Below are 26,144 nucleotides of genomic sequence, written 5' to 3' on the forward strand. Positions count from 1 at the left end.
ATGGACCTCCTGCTCCCGCTCGCCGCGCTCCTCGTCGGGTGCCTCGTGGGCTGGCTCGCCTCGGCCGCGCGCTCCGCCGGGCGCCTGCGCGCCGCCGAGGTCGACGCGGTGCGCGCCCGCGCCCGGCTCGAGGCCGAGGCCGCCGCGCACGCCGAGCGGCTCGAGGCCCTCGCGGCGGACCAGGCCCGCCAGGCCGAGCAGTTCCGCGCGCTCGCGGCCGACGCGCTCGCCGACAACAACGAGCACTTCCTGGCGCTCGCCGACCAGCGCCTCGCCGCGAGCCACCAGACGCAGGCGGGCGAGCTCGCGCAGCGCGAGCAGGCCGTCCGGGCGCTCGTCGAGCCGCTGAGCCGCACGCTCGACGCCGTGCGCTCCGAGCTGACGACCGCCGAGCGGGCGCGTGTCGAGGGGCACGCGTCGCTGCGCGAGCAGGTCCGGGCGATGCGCGAGCAGTCGGAGCTGCTGCGCACCGAGACCGCCCAGCTCGTGACCGCACTGCGCTCGTCGCAGGTGCGCGGGCGCTGGGGCGAGATCCAGCTGCGCCGGGTCGTCGAGTCGGCCGGCATGCTCGCGCACGTCGACTTCGTCGAGCAGGCGCAGGTGCGCACGGACGACGGGCTCCTGCGCCCCGACATGGTCGTGCGGCTCGCGGGCGGCAAGCAGGTCGTCGTGGACGCCAAGGTCGCGTTCCTCGGCTTCCTCGACGCCTCGACGACGACCGACGAGGCCGTGCGCGCCGACCGGCTCGCGGCGCACGCGCGCCACCTGCGCGCCCACGTCGACGACCTCGCCGCGAAGCGGTACTGGGACCAGTTCGCCCCCGCGCCCGAGTTCGTCGTGATGTTCGTGCCCGCCGAGTCGTTCCTGCACGCGGCGCTCGACGAGGACCCGACGATCGTCGAGCACGCGTTCGAGCGCAACGTCGTGATCGCGACCCCGATGACGCTGCTCGCGCTCCTGCGGACGGTCGCGTACGCCTGGCGGCAGGACGCGCTCGCGTCCAACGCGCAGGCCGTGCTGAGCCTCGGCAAGGAGCTGCACGGCCGGCTCGCGACGCTCGGCTCGCACCTCGCCCGGCTCGGCCGCTCGATCGACGCCGCGGCCGGCGCGTACAACCAGACGGTCTCCTCGCTCGAGACCCGCGTCCTGGTGAGCGCACGACGGTTCTCCGACCTGCACGTCGTCGACGGTGACCTCGAGACCCCGCCGGCGTCGAACCCCCGCCTGTCGGCCGTCAGCGCCCCGGAGCTCGTGGCGTTCGCGAGCGAGCACGCCGTGGCGCTCGACGACCTGAGCGGGGGCGGCCACGCGGCGTCCAACGCGTGAGCACCGCGGCGCCTGGGTGCGATCCACCGAGAACATGTCAGGATGACCGAAATGACGGATCATGACACCGCGGACCACGACACCGCGGACAACGACACCGCGGACCAGGACACCCCGGTCGGCGAGGACGCCCCGGTCGGCCCGGGCAGCGCGCGGGCCGGCGTCGTCAGCATCTTCCTGACCACCGTGCAGCCGGAGCGGCTCGACGAGTACCGCCTGCTGCCGCTCGACGCCGACGGGGACCGCAGCCCGTTCCGGCTCGAGGTCGACGCGGGGCTCGTCTCCGTGGACCCCGAGCTGCTCGAGGTGGACGCGTTCGTCGAACCCGCTGACGACCCGGTCGCCGAGCTCACCGGGTACTCCGCCGGTGCCTCGTTCGCGGACGCGGCGGCGGTCGACCTCGCGCGGCTGCGTACCGACGATCACACCGGGCTGGTGCTCGTCTACGACCACGACGCCCGCCGGGGTGCGGGCACGCCCGAGGGGTCGGCGCTGACCCTCGTCGGGGTCTACGCGTACGACTGGCGCCTCTGACCCGACGCGACCCCGTTCGAGGTGTCCCCCCAACCGGCGCCGCCGGACGTCAGAGCGGCTGGACGCTGAGCTCCCGCCGGGCGCCCCGGCCCGGGTTGCCACCGCTCTTCTTGAGCGTCGTCCGCAGCTCCTTGGGCAGCGAGAACATGAGGTCCTCGGTCGCCGTCCGGACCTCCTCGACCTCGCCGAAGCCGTGCGCCGCGAGCGCGTCGAGCACGTCGCGGACGAGGATCTCCGGGACCGACGCCCCCGAGGTCACGCCGACGGTCGTGACGCCCTCGAGCCACGCGGGGTCGATCTCCGCGGCCTTGTCGATCCGGTAGGACGAGCGGGCTCCCGCATCGAGCGCGACCTCGACGAGGCGCACCGAGTTCGACGAGTTCGCCGAGCCGACCGTGAGCACGAGGTCGCACTCCGGGGCGAGCTTCTTGACCGCGACCTGGCGGTTCTGCGTCGCGTAGCAGATGTCGTCGCTCGGCGGGTCCTGCAGCGTCGGGAAGCGCTCGCGCAGGCGGCGGACCGTCTCCATCGTCTCGTCGACCGACAGCGTGGTCTGCGAGATCCACACGACCTTGTCGGGGTCGCGCACCGTCACCGAGCCCACGTCGTCGGGCGAGTTGACGACCTGGATGTGGTCCGGGGCCTCGCCGTACGTGCCCTCGACCTCCTCGTGGCCGTCGTGGCCGATGAGCAGGATGTCGTAGTCGTCCGACGCGAAGCGCACGGCCTCCTTGTGGACCTTCGTCACGAGCGGGCACGTGGCGTCGATCGTCTCGAGCGAGCGCGCGGCGGCCGCCGCGTGCACGGCCGGGGAGACCCCGTGCGCCGAGAAGACGACGCGCGCACCGACCGGGACCTCGTCGGTCTCGTCGACGAAGATCGCGCCGCGCGCGGCGAGCGTCTCGACGACGTGCTTGTTGTGGACGATCTCCTTGCGGACGTACACCGGGGCGCCGTAGTGGTCGAGCGCCTTCTCGACGGCGACGACCGCGCGGTCCACGCCGGCGCAGTACCCGCGGGGCGCGGCGAGCAGGACCCGCTTGCGCGCGGGGGTCGCGGTATCGAGGTTCACGTCCTCAGTCTAGGCAACGGGTCGGGCGCGCGGACCGGCGCCGGTGCGTGGGGTGGGTCACCCCTCGGGCGGGAATGCGCAGGTCCTGCGGGGACGGTGTGTGGGGACGGCCCGCGGCGGTCCTCGACGGGCGCGAGGAGCGCGGCGCCGGGCACCTCAGGGCCTTGGGCCGTGACAGCGGGTGTGTCCGCGGGTCGTGGCAGGGTGTGCGCGTGAGGTCGACGGGTGAGGCGCAGGACAGCGGACGCACGGGCGGAGCCGGGCCCTCGGGCGGTGCGGTGCCGGTGTCCGGACCCGCGGCGGCGCGCCTGCCCGGGGCCGGCTCGGCGCCCGCAGCGCCTGCTCCCGTGGACCCGACGGACGCCGCCGCGCCGCGCCGCATGCCCCTGCGGGCGCTCGACACCACGGCGGAGCGCCCGTGGCCGGTCCGCCTGCTCTCCTCGAAGATCGCCGAGTACGTCGCGCGCATGGCTCCGGTGTGGATCGAGGGGCAGGTCGTCCAGCTCAACCGGCGCCCGGGCGCCGGGGTCGCGTTCCTCACGCTCCGCGACACGGACGTCGACATGTCGCTGCCCGTCTCGCTCAAGGTCGGGGTGCTCGCCGCGTCCGGGGCTGCCGTCGAGGAGGGCGCGCGCGTCGTCGTGCACGCCAAGCCGGAGTTCTGGACCAAGCGCGGGTCGCTGCAGATGCAGGCCGACGCGGTGCGAGCCGTCGGGGTCGGCGAGCTGCTCGCCCGGATCGAGCACCTCAAGGGCGTCCTCGCCGCCGAGGGGCTGTTCGACGCCCGCCGGAAGGTGCCGCTGCCGTTCCTCCCGCGCGTCGTCGGCCTCGTGTGCGGGCGGGAGTCGAAGGCGGAGCACGACGTCGTCGTCAACGCCCGGGCGCGGTGGCCCCAGGTCGAGTTCGAGATCCGGGAGGTCGCGGTGCAGGGCGTCGGCGCGGTCGCCCAGGTGAGCGCGGCGATCGCCGAGCTCGACGCGGACCCGCGGGTCGAGGTCATCGTGGTCGCGCGCGGCGGCGGCGCCGTCGAGGACCTGCTGCCGTTCAGCAACGAGGCGCTCGTGCGCGCGGCCGCCGCGTGCCGCACGCCGCTCGTCAGCGCGATCGGCCACGAGACCGACTGCCCGCTGCTCGACCTCGTCGCGGACTACCGCGCGTCGACTCCGACCGACGCCGCGAAGCACGTCGTGCCCGACGTCGGCGAGGAGCGGGCGCGCCTCACGCAGGCCCGCAGCCGCATGCGGGGCGCGCTCGTGCACCGCGTCACGCGCGAGCAGTCGGGGCTCGACTCGCTGCGCAGCCGCCCGGTGCTCGCGACGCCCGAGCGGCTCGTCGAGTCCCGCGAGCAGGACGTGCACCGGCTGCGCGACGGTGCGCGGCGCGCGCTCGAGCAGGCGCTCGTGCGCGCGGGGGCCGACACCGCCCGGCTCGCCGCCCAGGTCCGGGCGCTGTCGCCGGCCGCGACGCTCGCCCGCGGCTACGCGGTGGTCCAGCGGGCCGACGGGGCGGTCGTCCGCGACCCGCAGGACGTCACGGCGGGCGACGACCTGCGCGTCCGGGTCGCGCACGGCGAGATCCACGCGGCGGTCACGAGCGGCGGCTGAGGGCACGGGCCGCCCACGACCGGGTCCCCGCCACCTCGGTCCGGGCACCTCGGTGATCGTTCGTCGTGACCGCACGCGCGCGAGGTGGGCGGGTGCTGGTTGACTTGACCTCGTGCCGAAGACGACCGAGCCCGCGCCCACACCCGCTGCACCCCTCGACGACGCGCACGACCTGAGCTACGAGCAGGCGCGCGACGAGCTCGTCGCCGTCGTCGCCCGGCTCGAGGCCGGCGGGGCGACGCTCGAGGAGTCCCTCGTGCTCTGGGAGCGGGGTGAGGTCCTCGCCGCACGCTGCCAGGAGTGGCTCGACGGCGCGCGCGAGCGGCTCGCCTCGGCGCGGGGCGACGAGCCCGGGCGTGATCCCGAGGCGTCCGACGCCACGGCGTCCGCGGGCGGTGCGCGGTGAACGCCGCGAACGAGCGCGCGCTCGTCGTCGGCGAGGCCCTCGTCGACATCGTCCGGCGCACCGACGGCTCGGTCAGCGAGCACCCGGGCGGCAGCCCGGCGAACGTGGCGCTCGGGCTCGCGCGGCTCGGCCGCACCGCCGAGCTGCTGACGTGGCTCGGCGACGACCCGCACGGCGACCTCGTGCGCGCGCACCTGGAGCAGGACGGCGTTCACGTGCTGCGCGGGGACCGGGTCGCACCGGCGACGTCCACGGCGGCGGCGACGCTCGACACCGAGGGCGGCGCGACCTACGACTTCGAGCTCGAGTGGGACCTGCCGGCGACGTGGGACTCCTCCGACGGCGCCCCGGTCGTGGTGCACACCGGGTCGATCGCCGCGGTGCTGCCCCCGGGCGGCGAGGCCGTCGCCCGCCTCCTCGCGGAGCACCGCGCGACGTCGACCGTCACGTACGACCCGAACCTGCGCCCCGCGCTCATGGCCGCGCCCGCGGTCACCCTGCCGCTCGTCGAGGCGCTCGTCGCGCAGGCCGACGTGGTCAAGGTCAGCGACGAGGACCTCGCCTGGCTCATGCCGGGCGTCGCGCCCGCGGAGATCGCCGAGGACTGGGTCCGCCGCGGGCCGGCCGTCGTGGTCGTGACGCACGGCGGCGAGGGCGCGTTCGCGTGCACCGCGTCCGGCGACCGCCTCGCGATCGCCGCCGAGAGCGTCGAGGTCGCCGACACGGTCGGTGCGGGCGACTCGTTCATGTCCGGGCTCATCGACGGCCTCTGGTCCGCCGGGCTGCTCGGTGCGGACCGCCGCGAGGCGCTGCGCTCGATCGACGCGGCGACGCTCGAGCAGGTGCTCGTGCGGTGCGTGCGGATCGCGGCCATCACGGTCTCGCGCCCGGGCGCGAACCCCCCGACCTCCGCGGAGCTCGGCGAGGGCTGACGCGCGGTCGCCGCGGTCGCCTGGCACGTACGCGCACCCGGCCCCGGTGGGCCACCTCGACGCGGACGGCGTGCCGGGCGCGCAGGGCCGGACGTCAGTCCTGCGCGTCGAGCTCGTCGAGGGTGAGCAGCACGAGCGAGGCGGTCCAGGCGAGCGGCGCGAGGTCGGCGGGCCGCCCGTCCCACAGCACCTTCTCGGGCAGCGACCCGGCGTCGGTGCGGTGCGCGTCGAGCCAGTCGAGCCGGCTGCGGGCCTCGTCGACCCGGCCGGAGCCGGCGGCCGTCAGCGCGAACAGCGCGGTCTGCGGGGTCCACGAGATGCCGTCGGCCTTCCAGCCGGCCCCGGGGGCGAGCCCGCCCGCGGGCCGCGCCATGCCGTCCGCGGCCTCGAGCCACGCCGCGGTGACGTCGGGCGAGCCCGACGCGAAGGGCGGCATGAGGAAGGCGACCGCAGCGTCCCGCACGTCGCCACCGTCGTGCCGCGGGTACCCGAGCGGGGCGAACCGGGTCGCGACTGCGCGCTCGAGCATCGCCTCGACCGACGTGGCGCGCGCCTCGAACGCCGTCGACCACGCGGGTCCGGCATCCGGAGGAGTCCCGGCGCGCGGCGCGGTCGCGGCGCCCGGCGAAGTCGCGGCACCCGGAGCGGTCGCGGTGTCCAGCGCGGTCGCGGTGTCCAGCCCGGTCGCGGCGCCCGGCGCGGTCGGGGTCGCACGGGCACTGACCGACTGCGCGAGCTCCTGCGCGGCTCGCGCCCCGAGGAGCATCGGCGCGACGACGCCAAGCGTCGTGCGGGTCTCGCGGACCTCCCAGTAGTCCGGCGACGGTCGCGGCATCCCGGTGACCGGGTCGATCGCGCCCTCGATCGCGGCGAGCGCGCTGGTCAGGCTGGGGGCGAGGGAGTCGAGCGTCGAGGCGCGCGTCTCGTCGTCGGCCGCCGCGTACCACTCGGCGGCGGCCCACAGGTACCACGCACCGCCGTCGAGCTGCGTGCCGCGGTCGTCGGGCACGCCGCTCTCGTCGGGCAGGTACCGGGCCTGGAACGTGCCGTCGGCCTCCTGGACGCGCGCGAGGTGGCCCAGGATCCGGGCGGCGTCGTCGGCGTGCCCCGTGCGGGCGAGCGCGACGGCGACGAAGCTCGCGTCCCGCGGCCAGGAGTAGAGCCACGCGGCGGTCGGCCCGGCGAGGACCGCGCCGTTGTCGAGCGTGAGCGTGTCGAGGTCGAGCAGCGCCTGCCGCGCCATGTCCGCGTACCGCTCGGGCCCGGGCACCGTGCCCGCGGCGAGCCAGTCGCGCTGGGTCTCCGCGAGCGCCTCGAGCTCCGCGTGCCGCTCGGTGGCCGCACGTGCGTCCTCGTCGGCGGCGCTCACGACGGCGGCGGTCACGTTGCTGCCCTCGAACCGGGCGACCTCCTCGTCGGGGCCGACCGCCACGACCACGTCGTCGACCGAGAGCAGCGCGGCCTGGGTGCGCAGCGCGGGCTCCGCGTAGGGGCGCGGCCCACCGACCGACGACGAGGCGAGGAGCAGCGTCGCAGCCGCGACCACGGCGGGCACGGCGGCACGTCGGAGTCGTCGGCCTGGCACCCGGGAACTCTAGTACGGCCGGAGCTCGGCACCCTGGGCCGCCCAGGGCGACAGCCCCGGGTGACCGCTCTGCGAGCCGACCGCGCGGGTCGTCCGACGACCTGCCAGCATGTGCCTCGTGACCCCCACCACCACCCCCGCAGAGGCCTGGAAGCGGCTCCAGGAGGGCAACGAGCGCTTCGTCCGCGGCGAGATGCTGCACCCGTCGCAGGGCGTCGACCGGCGCAGCGAGCTGAGCGTCGCGCAGGCGCCCTTCGCGGTCGTCTTCGGCTGCTCCGACAGCCGGGTCGCCGCCGAGATCATCTTCGACCAGGGGCTCGGCGACGTGTTCGTCGTCCGGACCGCGGGCCACGTGCTCGACACGACCGTGATCGGGTCGATCGAGTACGGCGTGAACGTGCTCGGCGCGTCGCTGGTGCTCGTCCTCGGGCACGACAGCTGCGGTGCGGTCGCGGCGGCGACGACGGCGCTCACGACCGGCGAGCTGCCCGACGGGTTCGTGCGCGCGATCGTCGACCGCGTGATCCCGAGCATCGTGAACATCGCGAGCGGCCCGGACGGGCGCACGTTCGCGTCGCTGTCGGCGGCCGAGCTGGGGCACGAGCACGTGCGGCACACCGTGCAGATGCTGCAGGGCTACTCGAAGTCGCTCGCCGAGGCGGTCGCGGAGGGCCGCTGCGCGATCCTGGGCGTCGAGTACACGCTCGCCGACGGCCGCGCGCAGGTCACGGAGTCGGTCGGGCCCGCCGGGGTCTGACGCGCGACGCGGCACCGCCCGCTCCGCGGGCGCGCAGCGGCGGGCGCGCAGCGGCGGGCCCGCAGCGGTGCGCTCGCCGGTCCCGCCGTCGACGAGGTCCACGGCGCGAGAATGCGTTCGCCCCACCCGCGGGGGGATGCCAGGGTCGACGCGTGCCCCGACTCCCCCAGCGCCCCGGACCCGGCACCTTCGCGTCGTTGCAGGTCCCCGCGTACCGCGCGTGGTTCGCGAGCCAGGTCCTGTCGGCGTCGGGCCTCATCACGCAGTCGGTCGGGACGGCGTGGCTCGTGCTCGAGCTCACCGGGCGCGCGGTCGACCTCGCGCTGCTCTCCGCCGCGACGCTCCTGCCCGTGCTGCTCGGGGGCGCCTGGACGGGCGGGCTCGCGGACCGCGTCGACCGGCGGCGCCTGCTCGTGGTCACCCAGTCGGCCTTCGTCGCGCTCGCGCTGGTCCTGACGGCGCTGAGCGCGTCGGGCTCCGCGCAGCTGTAGTCGTTGCTGCTCGTGAACGCGCTGAGCGGAGCGGTGAACGCGATCGACGCCCCGACGCGTCAGGTGTACGTCATGGACCTCGTCGGGCGGGACCGGCTCGCGAGCGCCGTGAGCCTGTACGAGGTGATCCTCAACACCTCGCGCGTCGTCGGGCCGGCGGTGGGCGGGCTGCTGCTCACGCTCTCGGGCCCCACCGCGTGCTTCGCGGCCAACGCGGTCTCGTACGTCGCCCCGCTGCTCGTCCTGTGGCGCTACCGGCCGGCGTCGAGCGGCCCGGCTCCCGGCTCCGCACCCCGTGCTCGCGGCGCCGCCCGCGCGGGCCTGCGCTACGTGTGGTCGACGCCGGTGCTGCGCGCGTGCGTGCTCGTGGCCGCCGCGAGCGGCGTGCTGTTCAACGCCTCGCTGCTGTTCCCGCTGCTCGCGACGCGCGCGCTCGGGATGGACGGTGCCGGGTACGGGGCGCTGCTCGCGAGCTTCGGGCTCGGCGCGCTGCCGGGCGCACTGGTCGCCGCACGGCTCGGGCAGCCGACCGGCGCGGGCGTCCGGGTTCTCGCGCTCGGGACCGGGGTCGCGATGGCGCTGACCGGGCTGTCCCCGACCGCCGGGGTCGCGTTCGCCGCGATGGCCGTCACCGGCTTCGTGTCGATCTGGTGCATCACCGCCGCGAACACGCTCGTGCAGCTGCGCGCGGCCCCCGGGCTGCGGGGCCGGACGCTCGGGGTGTGGACCATGGCGCTGCCGGGCCTCAGCCCGGTGACGGGGCTCGCGGTCGCCACGCTCGCCGACCACGCCGGGCCCCGGGTCGGTTTCGCGGCGGGCGGCGCGGGGATCGCCCTCGCGGCGCTCGTCGGGTGGCGCGCGCTCGGCCGGGACCGCGCACCCGAGCCCGCGTCCGAGCCCGAGCCCGACCCCGCGTCCGAGCCCGACGCCGTGGCGCAGGCCACGCCGGTGACCCGCTGACGCTCCCCGGGGCCCGGTGAGAGGATGCGGGGCATGAGCAGCGACGTCGCTTCCGGGTCCGGTTTCCGCATCGAGCACGACACGATGGGTGAGGTGCGCGTCCCGGCGGACGCGCTGTACCGCGCGCAGACGCAGCGCGCGGTCGAGAACTTCCCCATCTCGGGGACGCGGCTCGAGCGCAGCCACATCGAGGCGCTCGCGCGCATCAAGAAGGCCGCGGCGCGCGCGAACGCCGAGCTCGGGGTGCTCGAGCAGGACGTCGCGGACGCGATCGTCGCGGCCGCCGACGCGGTGGCCTCCGGCGCGCACGACGCCCACTTCCCCGTCGACGTCTTCCAGACCGGGTCCGGCACGTCGTCGAACATGAACACCAACGAGGTCGTCGCGACGCTCGCGAGCACGCGGCTCGGTCGCCCGGTGCACCCCAACGACCACGTCAACGCGTCCCAGTCGTCGAACGACGTGTTCCCCACGTCGGTGCACGTCGCCGCGACCGCGGGCGTCGTCGGCACGCTCGTCCCGGCGCTCGCGCACCTCGCCGAGGCGCTCGAGGCCAAGGCCACGCAGTTCGCGGGCGTCGTGAAGTCGGGGCGCACGCACCTCATGGACGCGACACCGGTCACGCTCGGGCAGGAGTTCGGCGGGTACGCCGCCGCGGTCCGCTACGGCATCGAGCGCCTCGAGGCGGCGCTCCCCCGGGCGGCCGAGGTCCCGCTCGGCGGCACCGCGGTCGGCACCGGCATCAACACCCCGGCCGGGTTCCCGCAGCGGGTCATCGCGCTGCTCGTCGAGGACACGGGGCTGCCGCTGACGGAGGCGCGCGACCACTTCGAGGCGCAGAGCGCGCGCGACGGGCTCGTCGAGCTCTCGGGCGCCCTGCGCACGATCGCGGTGAGCCTGACGAAGATCTGCAACGACCTGCGCTGGATGGGGTCGGGCCCCAACACGGGCCTCGGCGAGATCGCGATCCCCGACCTGCAGCCCGGGTCGTCGATCATGCCCGGCAAGGTCAACCCGGTGATCCCCGAGGCGGTGCTCATGGTCGCGGCCCGGGTCATCGGGAACGACGCGACCGTCGCGTGGGCCGGCGCGAGCGGTGCGTTCGAGCTCAACGTGCAGATCCCCGTGATCGCGCTCGGAGTGCTCGAGTCGATCCGGCTGCTCGCGAACGCCTCGACGGTGCTCGCGGACCGCACGGTCGCCGGCATCGAGGCCAACGAGGAGCGCGCCCGCGCCTTCGCGGAGTCGTCGCCGTCGATCGTGACGCCGCTCAACCGGGTCATCGGCTACGAGGCGGCCGCGAAGATCGCGAAGCACTCCGTGAAGAAGGGGCTGACGGTCCGCGAGGCGGTCGTCGACCTCGGCTACGTCGAGCGCGGCGAGGTCACCGAGGAGCAGCTCGACCAGGCCCTCGACGTGCTGAGCATGACCCGGCCGCCGCAGGCCTGACGCGCGCCGCGGGTCGCCGCACCCGACGCCCGGTCCGGCGCGCACGTGCGTGCCGGACCGGGCGTCGCGCCGTCCGGGGCGGGCCCGGGCCCGGAGGCGGTCGGGAGGGCGCCGGGACCCGTGCCGGATCCCGTCGGCGGCTCGCGCCGACCACCCGCACGGGGGCCTCCGCAGACCGTTCGCGAAAAGGTTGAGTCCCGCTCGTCACGGTTCCGTCGCGATCTGAGTACGCAGGTCACGGGGCCGTAACGATCATCACACCATTGCGTGCAACCGCTCCCACCGCCGCGTCCCGCCCCACTACGTTCGACGAGCCGCGCAGCACCGTGCGGGGCGCAGGACGGGCGACGACGAGGTCGAGGGGGAACTGTGGGCTGGACGATGCGGCTGCTCGCGCACCGGGCGCTGACGCAGGCGTCGCTGCTCGTGACGGTGCTCGCCGTCGCCGTGCTGGGCTCCGGCCTGCTGGGGACGTTCGGGCTGCTCCTCACCGAGAGCGAGGCGCGTTCGCTGCAGACGGCGCTCGGCCGCGAGCCCCTGACGGCGACCGACATCGACGTCGAGGTGACGCCCGGCGCGAAGGCCCCCCTCTGGTCGATCGGGGCAGCCGAGGACGTGCTCGCGACCGTCACCGAGGGCGTCCCGACCACGTACGACCGGTGGATCAGCTCCGTCCCGTACCGGATCCCCGCCGGGGACCTGAACCCCGCGCCGCTCGCCTACGTCGCCGCGCAGCCGGCCCTGGACGACCGCGCCACGCTCGTCGAGGGCCGGTGGCCCGCAGCGGCGGCCGACGGGGACGGCCGCATCGAGATCGCGGTGCCCGTGACCGCTGCGGAGGCCTTCGGGTGGAGCGCCGGCAGCGCCTTCCCGCTCACGAGCTCGTCGTCGCGGAGCTCCGTCGACGCCGTCGTCGTCGGTGTGTTCGAGCGCACCGGTGCGCTCGCGCTGTGGGAACGCGACCTGCTCGACGGCGCGCTCGTCGACCGCAACTTCCCGGTCCCGGGGTCCTTCGGCTTCGTGAAGACGACGGCCTACGGCCCGTTCGTCGCGCTGCCCGAGGTCCTGACCGATCAGGTCGTCGAGACGCAGTCCGCACGCGTGGTAGCCCACCCTCGGCTCGAGGGGGCGACGCCCGCGACGCTCGCCGAGCTCCCGCAGCGAGTCGAGGACGCACGGCCCGCCCTCATCGCCGCGCTGTCCGACGTCGCGCTCGGCGGCTACGTCCTGACCGAGCTCGCGACGACCGTCGAGGGCGCGCGCACGCAGCTCGCGGTGACGCGCGTGGGTCTCGCGGTGCTCGGCATCATGCTCGCGGTGCTGGCCGTGACCGTGCTGCTCATCGCCGCCCGCCTGCTCGCCGAGCGCCGCGTCGCCGAGCGCACGCTGCTCACGTCCCGCGGCGCGTCGACGCGGCAGCTCGTGCGCTTCGCCGGGATCGAGGCGCTCGCCATCGCAGCACTCACGTCGGTGCTCGCCCCGTTCGTCGCACGGGCGCTGTACGGCGCCGTCGTCGCCCAGCCCGTGCTCGCCGCCGCCGGCCTGGACCACGACCCGGGGCTGCCGCTGCAGCTGCTCGTCACGTGCGCGTCGGCCGCCGTCCTGTTCGCCGCCGTGCTGCTCGCCCCGCTCCTGCGTCGGTCGACGAGCGCCGTCGACGACGAGCAGCAGCTCGTCCGTCAGGAGGGCCGCGGCTCGTTCGCCCGCTCGGGCCTCGACCTCGCGCTCGTCGCGCTCGCCGGCGTCGCGTTCTGGCAGCTGCGCGTGTACCGGTCCCCGGTCGTCGAGGGCGGCGGGATCGACCCCGTCCTCGTCGCCGGACCGGCGCTGTTCCTGCTCGCCGGCGGCGCGCTCACGCTCCGCGTGGCCCCGCTCGTGGCGCGCGGCGTCGAGCGGCTCGCCCGGCGCAGCCGCTCGCTCGTCCTCCCGCTCGCCGCGTGGGAGGTCTCCCGCCGGCCGGCACGCGCGTCGGGCGCCGTGCTGCTGCTCACGCTCGCGGTCGCCGTGAGCTCGTTCTCGCAGTCGTTCCTCGCGACGTGGCGGGTGTCGCAGGCCGACCAGGCCGAGCTGAGGGTCGGCACCGACGTGCGCGTCGACGGGCTCGCCGGGACGCCGTTCGACCAGTCCGTGACCATCGGCGCGCTGCCCGGCGCGACGGTGGTCAGCCCGGTGACGTCCCGGTCCGTGCGGATCGGGCGGCCGGTGACGGACAGCCAGCTCCCGTCGACCAACAAGAGCATCGACCTGCTCGCGGTCGACACCGTGGACGGGCCCGCGGTGCTGCGCGGGCGGTCGACGCACCCCGAGGGCTGGGTCGGCGAGGTCGAGCGGCTCGCACCCGAGGATCCGGTCCGCGGGCCGGCGCTGCCCGGCACGCCCGAGCAGGTCGAGCTCACGCTCGCCGCGTCCGTGACGCCCGCGCTCACCGGCACGCAGGTGCTCGTCACCGTGACGCTGCAGGACGCGCACGGCGCTCGCATGTCCTTCGAGCTCGACCCGATGCCGGCCGACGGCACCCCCGTGCAGCAGACCGTGGCCGTCGCGGCGGCCGGCGCTCGCCTCGCGACCCCGCTGAGCGTCGTCGCCCTCGTCGGCCAGGTCTACCTGCCCGCGGACGCCGTCGTCGCGCTCGGCGACGCCCTGCCCGTCGCCCCACCCAACGGCTCCTCGCCGCTGATCTTCTGGGACCTCGACGTCACGGACCTGCGCGCGCGCACCGGCGGCACCGCCTCGGAGCCGGTCGCGTTCGTCGCGGACGAGTGGTCCGGGCGGTCGCTGCCCAACTCCTGGGGCATCGTGACGCCGGTCGACCTCACCGCGGGGGACGCCGGTGCGCTGAGCGCGAGGGGCACCCTGCCGCTCGACGACATGATCGAGGGCGGGCGCGGCTTCTCGGTCACCGCGTTCGAGGCCCCCGAGTACATCCCGGTGATCGCGTCCGACGCGATGCTCGACCTCCTGGAGTCCGAGGTCGGCAACGAGGCGCTGCTCGCGTTCGGAGCCGTCACCGTGCCGGTGCGGCTGGTCGCGGGGGTCCCCCACGTGCCCGGGAGCCCGACGCGCCCGGCGGCGCTCGCGGACCACGACACCCTGTGGCGCGCGCTCGCCGGCATCGGGCTGACGGACCCGATGATCGACGAGTGGTGGGCGGCGGTGCCCGACGACGGCCTCGCCCCGGCCCTCGCGGACGTCCGCGGCCGCGACGACGGGACGATCGAGAGCCGCGTCGAGGTCCGCGACCTGCTCACCGACGGCCCGCTGCGGGTCGGCATGCAGGCCGCGCTGTGGATCGTGACGATCGCCGCGGTCGCGCTCGCGATCGCCGGGTTCCTGATGAGCGCGACCGTCTCGGTGCGGCTGCGCCGGCTCGAGCTCGCGCGCCTGCAGGCGCTCGGGGCCTCGCGCGGCGCCCTCGTCCGGGCGGTGCTCGCCGAGCACGGGCTGCTCGCCGTCCTCGGCAGCGCCGCCGGGCTGCTGCTCGGCCTGCTGCTCGGTCACCTCGTGGCCCCGCTGCTCACGGTCGCCGCCGACGGCCGACGGCCGGTCCCCCCGGTCCTCGTGCAGTGGCCCTGGGCCGACGAGGCCGTGCTCCTCCTGTCCCTGCTCGCCGCCATCGCCATCACCGTCGGGGTGACCACCATGACCCTCCTGCGCCGCGCGTCCGCTGAGCTCCTCCGGCTCGGGGACGACCGATGAGGGCGCCCCGCGTGCTGCCCCTCGTCGCCGGCTCGCCGCTGCTCGCACGGCGTCGCGCGATCGCCGACCGCGGCCTCGTCGCGGTGTGCCTCGCGCTCGTCGCGGTGACCGCGTTCCTCGCGCTCGCCGGCCCCCGCTACCTCGTGGAGTCCGCCGACCGCGGCGTGCGCCAGGCCGTGACCGAGGCCGGCTCCCGTGGCGACGTGCTCGCGGAGATGCCGCCGGCGATGGGCACGGTACGGGAGGGGGTCCGTGACCCGCGCCTGGCCGACAAGCTCGAGTCCGCCGCGAACGACCTGCGCGCCGTGCTGCCCGACGAGCTGCGGGCGACGGTCCAGGAGCCCGTGCTGTCGTTCCAGAGCACGGACCTGAGCCTGGCCGCCCCGCCCGAGACCGGCCTGTGGGCGCTGCGCCTGGGCTGGGTGTGGAGCGAGCGCTCGGCCGGGGTCCGCTGGGTCGAGGGCGCCGAGCCCGGCGCCTCGCCGGACGTGCGCGCCGAGTACGCGGCCGAGCGCGAGGCTGCCGGCTACGACGCGCCCGTCGAGCTCCGCCCGCAGCGCGTCGAGGTCGGGGTCACGCGCGCCACGGCGGACGTCCTCGGTCTGTCCGTCGGGTCGGAGATCGGCCTCGCGGGCGCGGTGCGCGACGAGGCCGTGGCGGTCGTGACGGGCATCTTCCAGCCGGTCGACGCGGCCGAGGACACCTGGGCCGGCGCTCCGGAGCTCCTCGAACCCGTCGTCCGGCAGGCCAAGCGGGGCGACCACACGACGACGGGCCTCCTCCTCTCCCGCGAGTCGATCGCGGACGCCCGCTCGGCGCTGCCGGCCTCGGGCCACCGCACGATCGTCCGGCTCGCCGTCGACGTCCCGGCGCTCACCGCGGCCCGAGCGGGTGCGGTCGCGGACGACGTCGCCTCGATCACGGCGAACCCGGAGCAGCTGGTCCTCTCCGGTGGGCGCACCCTGGCCGTGTCGACCGGGCTGGACGAGGTGCTCGGCGAGTTCGCGACGCGGCTGCGCGGCGTGACCGCCCAGGCGTCGCTGCTCCTCGTCGGCATCGTCACCGTCGCGGGCCTGGCCCTCGTCCTCGCGGCGCGCCTGCTCGTCACCCGGCGCCGCACGCTGCTCGAGGCCGAGCGGGCCCGCGGCGCGTCGGTCGCGTCGGTGGCGCTGCGCCTCCTGCTCGAGTCGGTGCCGGTCACGCTCGTCGGCCTGGTCCTCGGCCTGGTGGCCGCGCTGCTGGCGACGCCCGGCCCGACGGCCGTGGTGTGGGGCCCTGCGATCGCCGTCGCGGTCGTGGCGGTCCTCGCCACCCCCGTCCTCGGGGCCGCGCTCGTGGCCCGCGCGTGGACCGGGCGCCAGCTGCCCGCGAACCGCCAGGACCGCGAGCGCGTCCTCGGCCGGCGGCGCGCGCAGCGCCGGACGGCCGAGGTCACGGTCGTGGTGCTCGCGGCCGGCGCGGCGTCGGCGGTGCGCGGCCGCGGGCTGCTGCAGACGCAGACGTCCGGCGTGGACCTCCTGCTCGCCGCGACCCCGGCGCTCCTCGCGGCGGGCGCGACGATCCTCGTCCTGCGGGCGTTCCCGGTCGTGCTCGGCGCGATCGGGCGGCTCGCGGCACGGCGCCGCGGGCTCGTGGGCGTCGTGGCGGCGGCTCGCGCGGCGCAGGCCGCCGGGCTCGGCGTCCCGCTGCTCTCGCTCACGGTCGCGCTCGCGCTGGTCGTGTTCGCGGGCCTCACGGCGGCGACCGTCGGCGTCGGGCAGGAGCGGGCGTCGATCGAGCAGGTCGGGGCGGACGTCCTCGTCGAGGGCGGGGTGACCCGCGAGCTCGCGGACGAGGTGCTGCGGCAGGACGGCGTGGACTCCGCCGCGCTCGGGACGACGATCGGCACGCGCCGGCTCAACGGCGACGGCGGTGAGGTCGTGACGCTCGTCCTCCTCGAGGCCGCGGCCTACGAGCGGGTCCGTGCGGCGGTCGACCCGCGGTACGGCGGCGAGCTGGCCGGGCTCGACGGGGCCGGGACCGACGGTCCGCGGGTGCTCGTCAGCCCGTCGCTGCGCGCCGAGACCGACGTCGCCGGGGCCCGGGTCTACGACGGCGAGCAGCGCGTGGTGCTCGACGTCGTGGGCGACACGACGATGACGTTCGGGCCGGAGCCGGTCGTCGTGGCGGACCTCGGCACCTACACCGCGGCGACCGAGGTCCCGCTCGCGGAGGACACGTTGTGGGTCTCCGGCCCGGGCGCTCCGGCCGCCGTCGAGCGCGCGATCGTCGAGGTCGAGGCCGTCGACCTCGACGTCACCGTGCGGGCCGACCGGCTCGCCTCGGAGCGGTCCTCCGCGCTCGTCCGCGCGCTGCAGCAGCTGCTGCTCCTCACGAGCCTCGTGCTCGCGATGTTCGCGGCGGTGACGCTCGTCCTGACCGTCGTCGCGACCGCCCCCGAGCGCGGGCGCACGCTCTCGGCGCTGCGGACCCTCGGGCTCGACGCACGCGGCGCGCGGCTCGTGACGCTCGGCGAGCTCAGTCCGCTCGTCGTCGCGGCGGTGCTCGCCGGCGCGCTCATCGGGGTGGCCGTGCCCGTCGTGCTCACGAGCGCGCTGGGCCTGCGCCGGGTCACCGGCGAGCTCGGCACGACCGAGCTCGTGGTCACGCCGCTGCCCTTCGCCCTCGCGGTCGGCGTCGCGGTGCTGGCGCTCCTCGTGAGCGTCGTCGCGGAGGCCGCCGTGCGCCGGCGCGACCGGCTCGGCGACGTGCTGCGGGTCGGTGACCGGTGAGCGGCGCTCGCGCCGGCCGGGCGCTCCCCCGTCACGGGCCGCCCCGCGGCCCGGCCCCCGCACCCGTCCCGCCCACCGTCCGAGGAGCAGCCCGGTGACCACGACGCAGACCCCGCAGCAGTCGCTCGCGACCCTCGAGGACCGGGCGCGCGCACGTCCCGGCGCGTACGGCGAGCACGCCCTCATCGCGTGCGACAACCTCGTGCGGATCTACCAGTCCGAGGGCATCGAGGTGCAGGCCCTGCAGGGCCTGGACCTGCTCGTCGACCCCGGCGAGGAGATCGCGATCGTCGGGGCGTCGGGCTCCGGGAAGTCGACGCTGCTGTCGGTGCTCTCGGGCCTGGACGTGCCGACGGCCGGGCGCGTGCGCGTCGGGCCGTGGGACCTCATGGGGATGTCGGCGCGCGAGCGGGTCGAGTACCGGCGCAGCATGGTCGGTTTCGTGTGGCAGCAGACGGGGCGCAACCTCGTGCCGTACCTGTCGGCGACCGAGAACGTGGCGCTCCCCCAGGCCCTCGCCGGCGTCCGGTCGGCAGCCCGGCACCGTCGCGCGGTCGAGCTCCTCGACGCGCTGGGCGTCGGCTACTGCGCCGACCGGCGCCCCGGCCAGCTCTCGGGCGGCGAGCAGCAGCGCGTCGCGATCGGGGTCGCGCTCGCGAACTCCCCGCAGGTGCTGTTCGCCGACGAGCCGACCGGCGAGCTCGACAGCGCGACCTCCGTCGAGGTCTTCGACACCCTGCGCGCGGCGAACCGCGAGCTCGGCGTCACGGTCGTGATCGTCACGCACGACTCGAGCGTGAGCGAGCACGTCCAGCGCACCGTGGAGATCCGCGACGGCCGGACGTCGTCGGAGGTGCTGCGCCGCACGCACACCGACGAGCACGGCACCGAGCAGGTCGTCGCCGAGGAGTACGCGGTGCTCGACCGCGCGGGACGCGTCCAGCTGCCGGCGGACTACCGCGAGGCGCTCGAGCTCTCGGGCCGCGTCCGGCTCGCCCTCGAGGCCCGCCACGTCGAGGTGTGGCCCGACCGGCCGCGCCCCGGCCGGCACAGCACGACCGGCGCCCCCGCCGGCCCCGGCACGCAGCAGCAGACCCGCGAGGAGGAGTCATGACCGGCACACCCGTCACGGGGACCGCCCCCTGGTCCGCCGTGGGCGGCGCCCCCGCCGCGGCCGCACCGATGGTCGTCGTCGAGCACGTGAGCCGCACCTACGGCTCGGGACCCGCCGCGGTGCACGCGACGCAGGACGTGTCGTTCACCGTGCAGCCCGGGGAGCTCGTCGCGCTCGTGGGCCGCTCCGGCTCGGGCAAGACGACGCTGCTCAACATCATCGGCGGTCTCGACCGGCCCGACGAGGGGCGCGTCGTGGTCGACGGGCGTGAGGTGTCGCGGCTGGACGAGCGCGGGCTCGTCGAGCTCCGGCGCGACGTCGTGTCGTTCGTGTTCCAGACGTTCGGCCTGGTCCCGGTGCTCTCGGCCGCCGAGAACGTGGGTGTCCCGCTGCGCCTGCACGCCGTCCCGACCGCGGTCCGGGAGGCGCGCGTGGAGCTGCTGCTCGACCTCGTCGGGCTCGGGGCCCACACCAAGCAGCGGCCGGGCGAGCTCTCGGGCGGTCAGCAGCAGCGCGTGGGTCTCGCGCGGGCGCTCGCGAACTCCCCGCGGCTGCTCATCGCCGACGAGCCGACCGGCCAGCTCGACACCGAGACGGGCCTCGCGATCATGGCGCTGCTGCGGGCGGTGGTGCAGGCCGAGGGCATGACGGCGATCGTCTCGACGCACGACCCGCTGATGATCCAGCTCGCGGACCGCGTCGTGCGGCTCGCCGACGGGCGGCTCGTCGAGGGCTGAGGGGGCGGGACGGCTGCGCGGTCGGGCGGGGCCGCCCACCCCGCCACGGCGAGCGGCCCGTCCACGCGCTGCCGCGGTCAGGCGAGCGTGAACTCGTCCACCCCGGCGGCGAGCTCGGACGCGACCCGCCCGAGCTCGCCGACGGCGTGCCGCACGTCCTCGGCGCTGTCGAACGAGCTCCCCGCGGCCTGGGCGACGTGCGAGGCGCTGTCCGCGATGTCGCGCGAGCTGCCCGCCGCGACGACGAGGTTGCGCTCGATCTCCGACGTCGTGACGGTCTGCTGCTCGACGACCGCGGACATCGACGCCTGGTGCTCGTCGACCGTCGTGATCGAGGCCGAGATGCGCTCCACGGCGGCCCGCACGTCGGCCGAGTCGCGTGCGACCGCGTCGAGCACGGGGCTGATCGTCTGGATGGCCGTGGACGTCTGGTCGGCGAGCTCCTTGACCTCGCCCGCGACGACGGCGAAGCCCTTGCCCGCGGTCCCGGCGCGGGCCGCCTCGATGGTCGCGTTGAGCGCGAGGAGGTGCGTCTGCCCGGCGATCGCGGTGACGGTGTCGAGCACCGCGGCGATCTGCGACGACGAGGACCCGAGGCGCTCGGCGTTCTCCGCGGCGGCGCGCGTCGCGGTCACCGCCGTCGCGGCCTCGGCCGACGCCGCGTGGACGCCGTGCGCGATCGACTCGATCGACGCCCGCATCTCCGTCATGGCCGCGGTCACCGCCTGCACCTCGGAGCTCACCACGACGGCGCTCTGCGCGGCCCCGTCCGCGCGCTCGACGGTCTGCCCGGCGGCCCCCTCGAGCGTGCCGCTCGACGCGTCGAGCCGGCCGGCGGTCACGCGCACCGCCTCGGCACCCGCCTGCATCCGCACGACCGCGCCGCGCATGCCGTCGATCGCCTCGCCGAGCGCGTCGCCCATGACGCCGATCTCGTCGACGCCCTCCCCGCGCACGTCGACCGCGAGGTCCCGTGCGGCGACCCGGCGCAGCGCCGCCGTGAGCCGGGACACGCGGGCGACGATGCGCCCCGAGAGGGCGACGACCGCCGTCCCGGCGACGACCGTGACCGCGAGCCCCGCGAGCAGGAGCGTCGTCATGAGCGTGCGGGAGCCGTCCGCGAGCCGGTCGGGGACCGCGCGCAGGTCGCTGTCGAAGCCCCACGCGGCGACCGTCCAGCCCCACGGCGCGTAGCGGCTGACGTCGACCGTCGCGAACCCGTCGCCCGCGAGCTCGACCCGGTGCTGCACGGGCTCGTCGCCGCTCGCCCCGGCGGCCGCGTCGACGAGCGCCTGCGCGTACGGCTCGCCGTCGGCGTCGGTCGCCTCGAGCGCCGGTCCCGCGTCGGCACCCGGCGGCGGCACGACCCACTCGCCGGCGTCGGAGAGCACCGTGAGGTACCCGTGCTCGCCGACCGTGACGGTGCTCAGGGCCTCGCGCAGCGGCTCGTCGACCGCCGCCTGGGGCGTCCCGACGAAGAGCGCGCCGACGACCTGCCCGCCCTCGAGGAGCGGGGTGTAGGCCGCGACGTAGGGCTGGCCGACGACCGTCGCGGTGCCGTAGAACGGCTGGCCCGCGGTCAGGGCCGCGACCACCGCGTTGGGCGTGCCGTCCGGTCCGACGGCGGGGATGTACGTCCCGATCGCGCGCCGACCCTCGGCGTTCTGCACGCTCGTCGCGACGCGCAGCATGTCGCCCGCCTCGTTGACCCGCTGGAACAGCGTCGTGGCGGACCCGAGGAGCTCCGTCACGTCGTCCACCACGGGCGTCCGCACCGCCGGGTCCGCGTTGCGGCCGAGGTCGGCCCCGCCCACCGTCAGGCGCGGGACCTCGACCTCGGTCCGCTCCTGCGTCACCTGGTTCGTCGCGGTCCACCGCTCCGGCTCGGCGAACGCGACGCTGCCCCGCTGCGCGAGCACCTGCGACGCGACGCGCAGCTCGGACTCGAGCCGCTCCGTCACGGTCGCGACCTGGGTCTCGACGAGGGTGAGCGCCTGCTGCGAGGTCTGGCGCATCGACTCGTCGGTCAGGGTCCGGACGTCCCGCTCGGCGCTCGAGGCGAGGCCCGCGACCTGCGACCCGCCGAGCGCGGTGAGCAGCACCGCCGTGACGACGACGGCGCCGCCCCCGGTGGCGACGAGCTGCAGGCGCAGGCTCCGGCGGAGACGTGAGGTGAGGTCAGGCACGCGAGGGCTCCCGGGGACGAGACGGCGGTGCCGGTCGTCCGCCAGCCCCCTGGACGACCAGCGGTGGCACCCGCCCCTTCGGACGCGCTCCCAGGCTCGTGAGGGGTTGCACCCGGGACCTTGGTCCCGGGTGCGGGTCTCACCCGACCGGCCGTCGCCCGCGCGGCCCGTCGCGTCAGATCTCGATGCCCTCGAACAGCTCGGTCACGAGCGCCGCGACGGGCGAGCGCTCGGAGCGCGTGAGGGTCACGTGCCCGAACAGCGGGTGGCCCTTGAGCGCCTCGATGACCGCGGCGATCCCGTCGTGCCGCCCGACGCGCAGGTTGTCGCGCTGCGCGACGTCGTGCGTGAGGACGACGCGGGAGCTCTGGCCGATGCGCGAGAGCACCGTGAGCAGCACGTTGCGCTCGAGCGACTGGGCCTCGTCGACGATCACGAACGCGTCGTGCAGCGACCGGCCGCGGATGTGCGTGAGCGGCAGCACCTCGAGCAGGTCGCGGTCGAGGACCTCCTCGACGACCTCCTTGCTGACGACCGCGCTCAGCGTGTCGAAGACCGCCTGCGCCCAGGGGTTCATCTTCTCGGACTCCCCGCCCGGCAGGTAGCCGAGGTCCTGGCCACCGACCGCGTAGAGCGGCCGGAACACCATCACCTTGCGGTGCTGCCGGCGCTCGAGCACCGCCTCGAGCCCGGCGCACAGCGCGAGCGCCGACTTGCCGGTCCCGGCGCGCCCGCCGAGCGACACGATGCCGATCTCCTCGTCGAGCAGCAGGTCGATGGCCACGCGCTGCTCGGCGCTGCGCCCGTGCAGGCCGAAGACGTCCTGGTCGCCGCGCACGAGCTGGACGTGCTTGTCGGCGGTCACGCGCCCGAGCGCCGAGCCCCGCGGGCTGTGCAGCACGAGGCCGGTGTGGCACGGCAGGTCGCGGGCCGCCGCGCCACGGGCGCTCGTCGCGAGCTCCTCGACGCCGCCGGCCTCCAGGTCCTGGTCGAGGTCGGCGAGCGCGAAGGACTCGTGCTCCCACAGCCGGGCCATCTGCTGCTCGGAGATGTCGAGCGTGTCCATCCCGGTCCAGCCGGAGTCGACCGCGAGCTCCGCGCGGTACTCCTCGGCGCGCAGCCCCACGGCGGACGCCTTCACGCGCATGGGCAGGTCCTTCGAGACCACCGTGACGTCCTTGCCCTCGGCCGCGAGGTTCGCCGCGACGGCGAGGATCCGCGTGTCGTTGTCGCCGAGCCGGAAGCCGGCGGGCAGCACGCTCACGTCGGCGTGGTTGAGCTCGACCCGTAGGGTCCCGCCCGCGGTGCCGAGCGGGATGGGGTGGTCCAGCCCGCCGTGCGCGACGCGCAGGTCGTCGAGGAGCCGGAGCGCGGACCGCGCGAAGTACCCGAGCTCGGCGTGGTGCCGCTTGGCCTCGAGCTCGGTGATGACGACGATCGGGAGGACGACGTCGTGCTCGGCGAAGCGGTAGACGGCCTTGGGGTCCGAGAGCAGGACCGACGTGTCGAGGACGTGCGTCCGCAGGCCCTCGTCGGGCCCGACCGGCGCTGTCGCACCCGCGGTGCTCGTGGTGGCGGCCGCGCTCGTGCGGGGTCCCAGATCCTTGTTGCCCACGGCAGGCTCCCTCCGGCGCGTCAGCGCCGCATCGGGCACCTCGTGCCGGCCCGCGTGAGCGGTGTGCGCCGGCAGTCGGCGACGAGACGAGGTCGGCCGGCCCCGCAGGGCCAGGACCGGCCCTCCTCCCGGAGCGGTTGCTCCATGGGCTGGCCTCCCGAGGACGGCGGGCGCCGTCCGGTGAGCCAGACGCTACGCCCGGGCTCCGACACGCGGGGCACGGACGCGCGCGGCGGGCGACATCTTCATCCGATGGATACCCGGGCGACACACACGGGCCGCGGCCGGGCCGATCCAGGCGTCCGCCCGCCGGTCGCCCGCTGGGCGTGCTCCGCGCCCTCCCGTCGCCCGCGCTGCGTGCTCAGCGTCCGAGGCGCCGCTCGCGCGCGGCGTACGAGCGCACCGCCCGCAGGAAGTCCACGCGGCGGAAGTCCGGCCAGTACGCCTCGCAGAAGTAGAACTCCGAGTGCGCGCTCTGCCACAGCAGGAAGCCGCCGAGCCGCTGCTCGCCCGAGGTGCGGATCACGAGGTCCGGGTCCGGCTGGCCGCGCGTGTACAGGTGCTCGGCGATGTGCTCGACGTCGAACTGCTCGGCGAGCTCGTCGAGGCTCGCGCCGCGCTCGGCGTGCGTGCGCAGGAACGAGCGGACCGCGTCGGCGATCTCACGCCGGCCGCCGTAGCCGATCGCGACGTTGACGTGCAGGCCCTCCACGTCGCGCGTGCGCTCCTGCGCGGCGCACAGCGCGTCGGCGGTCGCCCGCGGGAGCAGGTCGAGCGACCCGACCACCTGGACGCGCCAGCGCCCGCTCGCGGCGAGGTCGTCGACCGCGTCCTCGATGATCCTCAGGAGCGCGTCCAGCTCCTCCGCCGAGCGCGTCAGGTTGTCGGTCGAGAGCATCCACAGCGTGACGACCTCGACACCGATGTCCTCGCTCCAGCCGAGCAGGTCCACGATCTTGTCCGCACCGCGCTGGTGGCCCGTCGCGGCCGACTCGCCGAGGTTGCGGGCCCAGCGCCGGTTCCCGTCGAGGATGACCCCGACGTGGCGCGGCATCTGCGCGGGGTCGAGCGAGGCCGCGATCCGGCGCTCGTAGAGCCCGTACAGCAGATGGGGCAGGCGCACGCTCGAACTCCTCGTCAGCGGGCTGGGGACGGTCCGCGCTCACGCTACTCGCCCACCCTGCGTGCGACGGACGGTACGTCCGGATCCTGGCGCCCGGTGCGGACGAAGGACCTACGCTGACGTAACCTACGGAGACGTAAGTTGTGCTCGGCGACCGCCACCCGAGCCGTGCGCCCGACGAGGAGGACCGCCCGTGGACATCCCGCGCTCTGTCGAGCACGCCGCCGAGCAGGTGGCGGCCGCGGTCAAGCCGCGCCTGCGGGGCTGGATCCACGCCGGCATGTTCCCCGTGGCCCTGGTCGGGGCGGTCCTGCTGCTCGTCGCCGCACCCGCGGGCGCCCCGCGCACCGCCGTCGCCGTCTTCGGGATCACGTCGATCCTGCTGTTCGGCACCAGCGGCGTGTACCACCGGGGCACGTGGTCGCCGCGCGTCGCGGGCGTGCTGCGCCGGCTCGACCACTCGAACATCTACCTGATCATCGCCGGCACCTACACGCCGCTCGCCGTGCTCCTGCTGAGCCCCCGGGACGCGACGGTCCTGCTCTGGATCGTCTGGACCGGGGCGTTCGCGGGCCTGCTCATGCGGGTCCTGTGGCTCGACGCCCCGCGCTGGCTCTACACGCCGCTCTACGTGCTGCTCGGGTGCGCGGCGCTCGGCTACCTGCCGCAGTTCGCGCGCGCCGAGGCCGGCGGGGCCGCGATCGTCGCGCTCATCGTCGGCTGCGGCGTCGCGTACATCCTGGGCGCCGTCGTGTACGCCACGAAGCGGCCCAACCCGAGCCCGCGGTGGTTCGGGTTCCACGAGATCTTCCACGTGCTCACCGTGATCGGCTGGGCGTGCACGTTCGCGGCCGTCGCGGTCGCCATCGCGCGCACCTGACGGCGGGCGCGGCCGGGTCAGCCGCGCGGGACGACCGCGTACCGCCGGTTCGCGAGCGACGGGTTGCGCGCCCGCACCGCAGCCAGGCCCGCGCCGTCGACGTCGACCGTGCGGACGTCGGGCCGCTCGTCCAGCTCGAGCCCGACGACCCCGTCCGGCCCGACGACGAGGGACCGGCCGACGACCCCGGGGCCCGCCTGACCGACGCCGATCACCACCGCGGTGTTCTCGATCGCGCGTGCGACGGCGAGCGCCCGCCAGTGCATCGCCTTGAGCTCGCCCGACGCCCACGCGGCGGGCACGACCAGTACGTCCGCGCCCGCGTCCACCACGCGCCGCGCCGACTCCGGGAAGCGCAGGTCGTAGCAGGTCAGGACGCCGAACCGCAGGCCGCCGACGTCCAGCACGAGCGGCGGCGCGTCGGGCGGCCCCGCCTCGAGCCGGTCGGACTCCCGCGCACCGAACGCGTCGTAGAGGTGCACCTTGCGGTACGTGCCGACGAGCTCGCCGTGCGCGTCGATCGCGACCACCGCGTTGACGGCCCGCGCGGTGCCGGTGGCTCCCGGGGCCGCACCCGCACCCCCGCCCTCCGCCGCCGGGCCCGGCGGGGTCGGCGCCGGCAGGGTCGTGCCCGGCAGGGTCGTGCCCGCGAGCACCGCCACGCCCGTGCGCGCCGCGCGCTCGCGCAGGGCGGTCACGAACGGCCCGGTCAACGGCTCGGCGTGCTCGGGGCCGACCCCACGCGGGTCGAACGCCGAGGCGTACTCCGGCAGCACCAGCAGGTCGGCACCGGCACGGGCCGCGGTCGCGAGCGCGTCGAGCGCGACCTCCCGGGCGGCCCCGCGGTCGGCGGTCACGCGCAGCTGGCCGACGGTCACGCGCACGTCGGGCCGCGCCGGGCCGGGC

Annotated in this window: 18 protein-coding genes and 1 pseudogene; 13 read left to right on the forward strand and 6 right to left on the reverse strand. The window is 76.0% G+C overall.

The genetic code is table 11. The features are described from left to right. Both AB6N24_RS07525 and AB6N24_RS07530 read left to right on the forward strand, forming a co-directional pair. Positions 1–1,326, forward strand: a complete 1,326-nt coding sequence (locus AB6N24_RS07525; RefSeq protein WP_412868794.1) for a DNA recombination protein RmuC — start codon at positions 1–3, stop codon at positions 1,324–1,326. 42 nt (positions 1,327–1,368) lie between these two features. Then, the gene (locus AB6N24_RS07530) at positions 1,369–1,860 is read left to right on the forward strand and encodes a hypothetical protein (RefSeq protein WP_412868795.1); all 492 of its coding nucleotides are present in this window, start codon (positions 1,369–1,371) and stop codon (positions 1,858–1,860) included. A 49-nt stretch (positions 1,861–1,909) separates the two neighbouring features. On the opposite strand, the gene AB6N24_RS07535 is transcribed toward AB6N24_RS07530, so the two are convergent. Further along, positions 1,910–2,932 carry a 4-hydroxy-3-methylbut-2-enyl diphosphate reductase gene (locus AB6N24_RS07535; protein WP_412868796.1) on the reverse strand — a complete coding sequence of 341 codons (1,023 nt, stop codon included), beginning with the start codon at positions 2,930–2,932 and terminating at the stop codon, positions 1,910–1,912. A 380-nt stretch (positions 2,933–3,312) separates the two neighbouring features. Here AB6N24_RS07535 and xseA point away from each other — a divergent pair, with 380 nt between their 5' ends. The 3 genes from xseA to AB6N24_RS07550 all read left to right on the forward strand — a co-directional run bounded on the left by xseA (position 3,313) and on the right by AB6N24_RS07550 (position 5,874). Then, a complete protein-coding gene (gene xseA, locus AB6N24_RS07540) occupies positions 3,313–4,536 on the forward strand; it encodes an exodeoxyribonuclease VII large subunit (RefSeq protein WP_412868810.1) in 1,224 nt (407 codons plus the stop codon). Positions 4,537–4,648: 112 nt separating this feature from the next. Further along, positions 4,649–4,942, forward strand: a complete 294-nt coding sequence (locus AB6N24_RS07545; RefSeq protein ID WP_412868797.1) for an exodeoxyribonuclease VII small subunit — start codon at positions 4,649–4,651, stop codon at positions 4,940–4,942. After that, positions 4,939–5,874, forward strand: coding sequence for a carbohydrate kinase family protein (locus AB6N24_RS07550; protein ID WP_412868798.1), 936 nt, complete (start codon positions 4,939–4,941; stop codon positions 5,872–5,874). The genes AB6N24_RS07545 and AB6N24_RS07550 overlap by 4 nt, the downstream gene beginning before the upstream one ends. Positions 5,875–5,968: 94 nt before the next feature. On the opposite strand, the gene AB6N24_RS07555 is transcribed toward AB6N24_RS07550, so the two are convergent. Further along, on the reverse strand, positions 5,969–7,429 hold the full coding sequence (locus AB6N24_RS07555; RefSeq protein WP_412868799.1) for a glycoside hydrolase family 15 protein: 1,461 nt from the start codon (positions 7,427–7,429) through the stop codon (positions 5,969–5,971). A 139-nt stretch (positions 7,430–7,568) separates the two neighbouring features. Between AB6N24_RS07555 and AB6N24_RS07560 the strand changes: the two genes are divergently transcribed. The 7 genes and pseudogenes from AB6N24_RS07560 (at position 7,569) to AB6N24_RS07590 (ending at position 19,434) form a co-directional block, all read left to right on the forward strand. Beyond that, positions 7,569–8,216 carry a carbonic anhydrase gene (locus AB6N24_RS07560; protein ID WP_412868800.1) on the forward strand — a complete coding sequence of 216 codons (648 nt, stop codon included), beginning with the start codon at positions 7,569–7,571 and terminating at the stop codon, positions 8,214–8,216. Between the two features lie 152 nt (positions 8,217–8,368). Beyond that, a pseudogene (locus tag AB6N24_RS07565) lies at positions 8,369–9,667 on the forward strand (MFS transporter). Positions 9,668–9,700: 33 nt separating this feature from the next. Then, positions 9,701–11,116, forward strand: coding sequence for a class II fumarate hydratase (locus tag AB6N24_RS07570; protein ID WP_412868801.1), 1,416 nt, complete (start codon positions 9,701–9,703; stop codon positions 11,114–11,116). 369 nt (positions 11,117–11,485) lie between these two features. Next, positions 11,486–14,812 carry an FtsX-like permease family protein gene (locus AB6N24_RS07575; protein ID WP_412868802.1) on the forward strand — a complete coding sequence of 1,109 codons (3,327 nt, stop codon included), beginning with the start codon at positions 11,486–11,488 and terminating at the stop codon, positions 14,810–14,812. Beyond that, the gene (locus tag AB6N24_RS07580) at positions 14,809–17,583 is read left to right on the forward strand and encodes an FtsX-like permease family protein (protein WP_412868803.1); all 2,775 of its coding nucleotides are present in this window, start codon (positions 14,809–14,811) and stop codon (positions 17,581–17,583) included. The genes AB6N24_RS07575 and AB6N24_RS07580 overlap by 4 nt, the downstream gene beginning before the upstream one ends. A 94-nt stretch (positions 17,584–17,677) precedes the next feature. Next, positions 17,678–18,697, forward strand: coding sequence for an ABC transporter ATP-binding protein (locus AB6N24_RS07585; RefSeq protein WP_412868804.1), 1,020 nt, complete (start codon positions 17,678–17,680; stop codon positions 18,695–18,697). 68 nt (positions 18,698–18,765) lie between these two features. Further along, positions 18,766–19,434 (forward strand): ABC transporter ATP-binding protein, encoded by a 669-nt coding sequence (locus AB6N24_RS07590; RefSeq protein ID WP_412868811.1) that lies wholly within the window; start codon positions 18,766–18,768, stop codon positions 19,432–19,434. A gap of 77 nt (positions 19,435–19,511) precedes the next feature. Here AB6N24_RS07590 and AB6N24_RS07595 read toward each other — a convergent pair whose 3' ends face one another. The 3 genes from AB6N24_RS07595 to AB6N24_RS07605 form a co-directional block, all read right to left on the reverse strand. Beyond that, positions 19,512–21,620, reverse strand: a complete 2,109-nt coding sequence (locus AB6N24_RS07595; protein WP_412868805.1) for a methyl-accepting chemotaxis protein — start codon at positions 21,618–21,620, stop codon at positions 19,512–19,514. Positions 21,621–21,795: 175 nt separating this feature from the next. Further along, positions 21,796–23,145: an RNA 5'-3' helicase PhoH2 gene (gene phoH2 / locus AB6N24_RS07600; RefSeq protein ID WP_412868812.1), complete on the reverse strand. Its 1,350-nt coding sequence runs from the start codon at positions 23,143–23,145 to the stop codon at positions 21,796–21,798. A gap of 451 nt (positions 23,146–23,596) precedes the next feature. Next, positions 23,597–24,358: an isoprenyl transferase gene (locus AB6N24_RS07605; RefSeq protein ID WP_412868806.1), complete on the reverse strand. Its 762-nt coding sequence runs from the start codon at positions 24,356–24,358 to the stop codon at positions 23,597–23,599. A gap of 193 nt (positions 24,359–24,551) precedes the next feature. On the opposite strand from AB6N24_RS07605, the gene trhA reads away from it, so the two are divergent. Beyond that, the gene (trhA, locus tag AB6N24_RS07610) at positions 24,552–25,238 is read left to right on the forward strand and encodes a PAQR family membrane homeostasis protein TrhA (RefSeq protein WP_412868807.1); all 687 of its coding nucleotides are present in this window, start codon (positions 24,552–24,554) and stop codon (positions 25,236–25,238) included. 17 nt (positions 25,239–25,255) lie between these two features. Here the strand turns inward: trhA and AB6N24_RS07615 are convergent. After that, on the reverse strand, positions 25,256–26,144 hold an 889-nt coding region (locus AB6N24_RS07615; protein WP_412868808.1), incomplete at its 5' end, for a nitrilase-related carbon-nitrogen hydrolase.

Source organism: Cellulomonas jepli, assembly GCF_047229345.1.
Classification (GTDB): domain Bacteria; phylum Actinomycetota; class Actinomycetes; order Actinomycetales; family Cellulomonadaceae; genus Cellulomonas_A.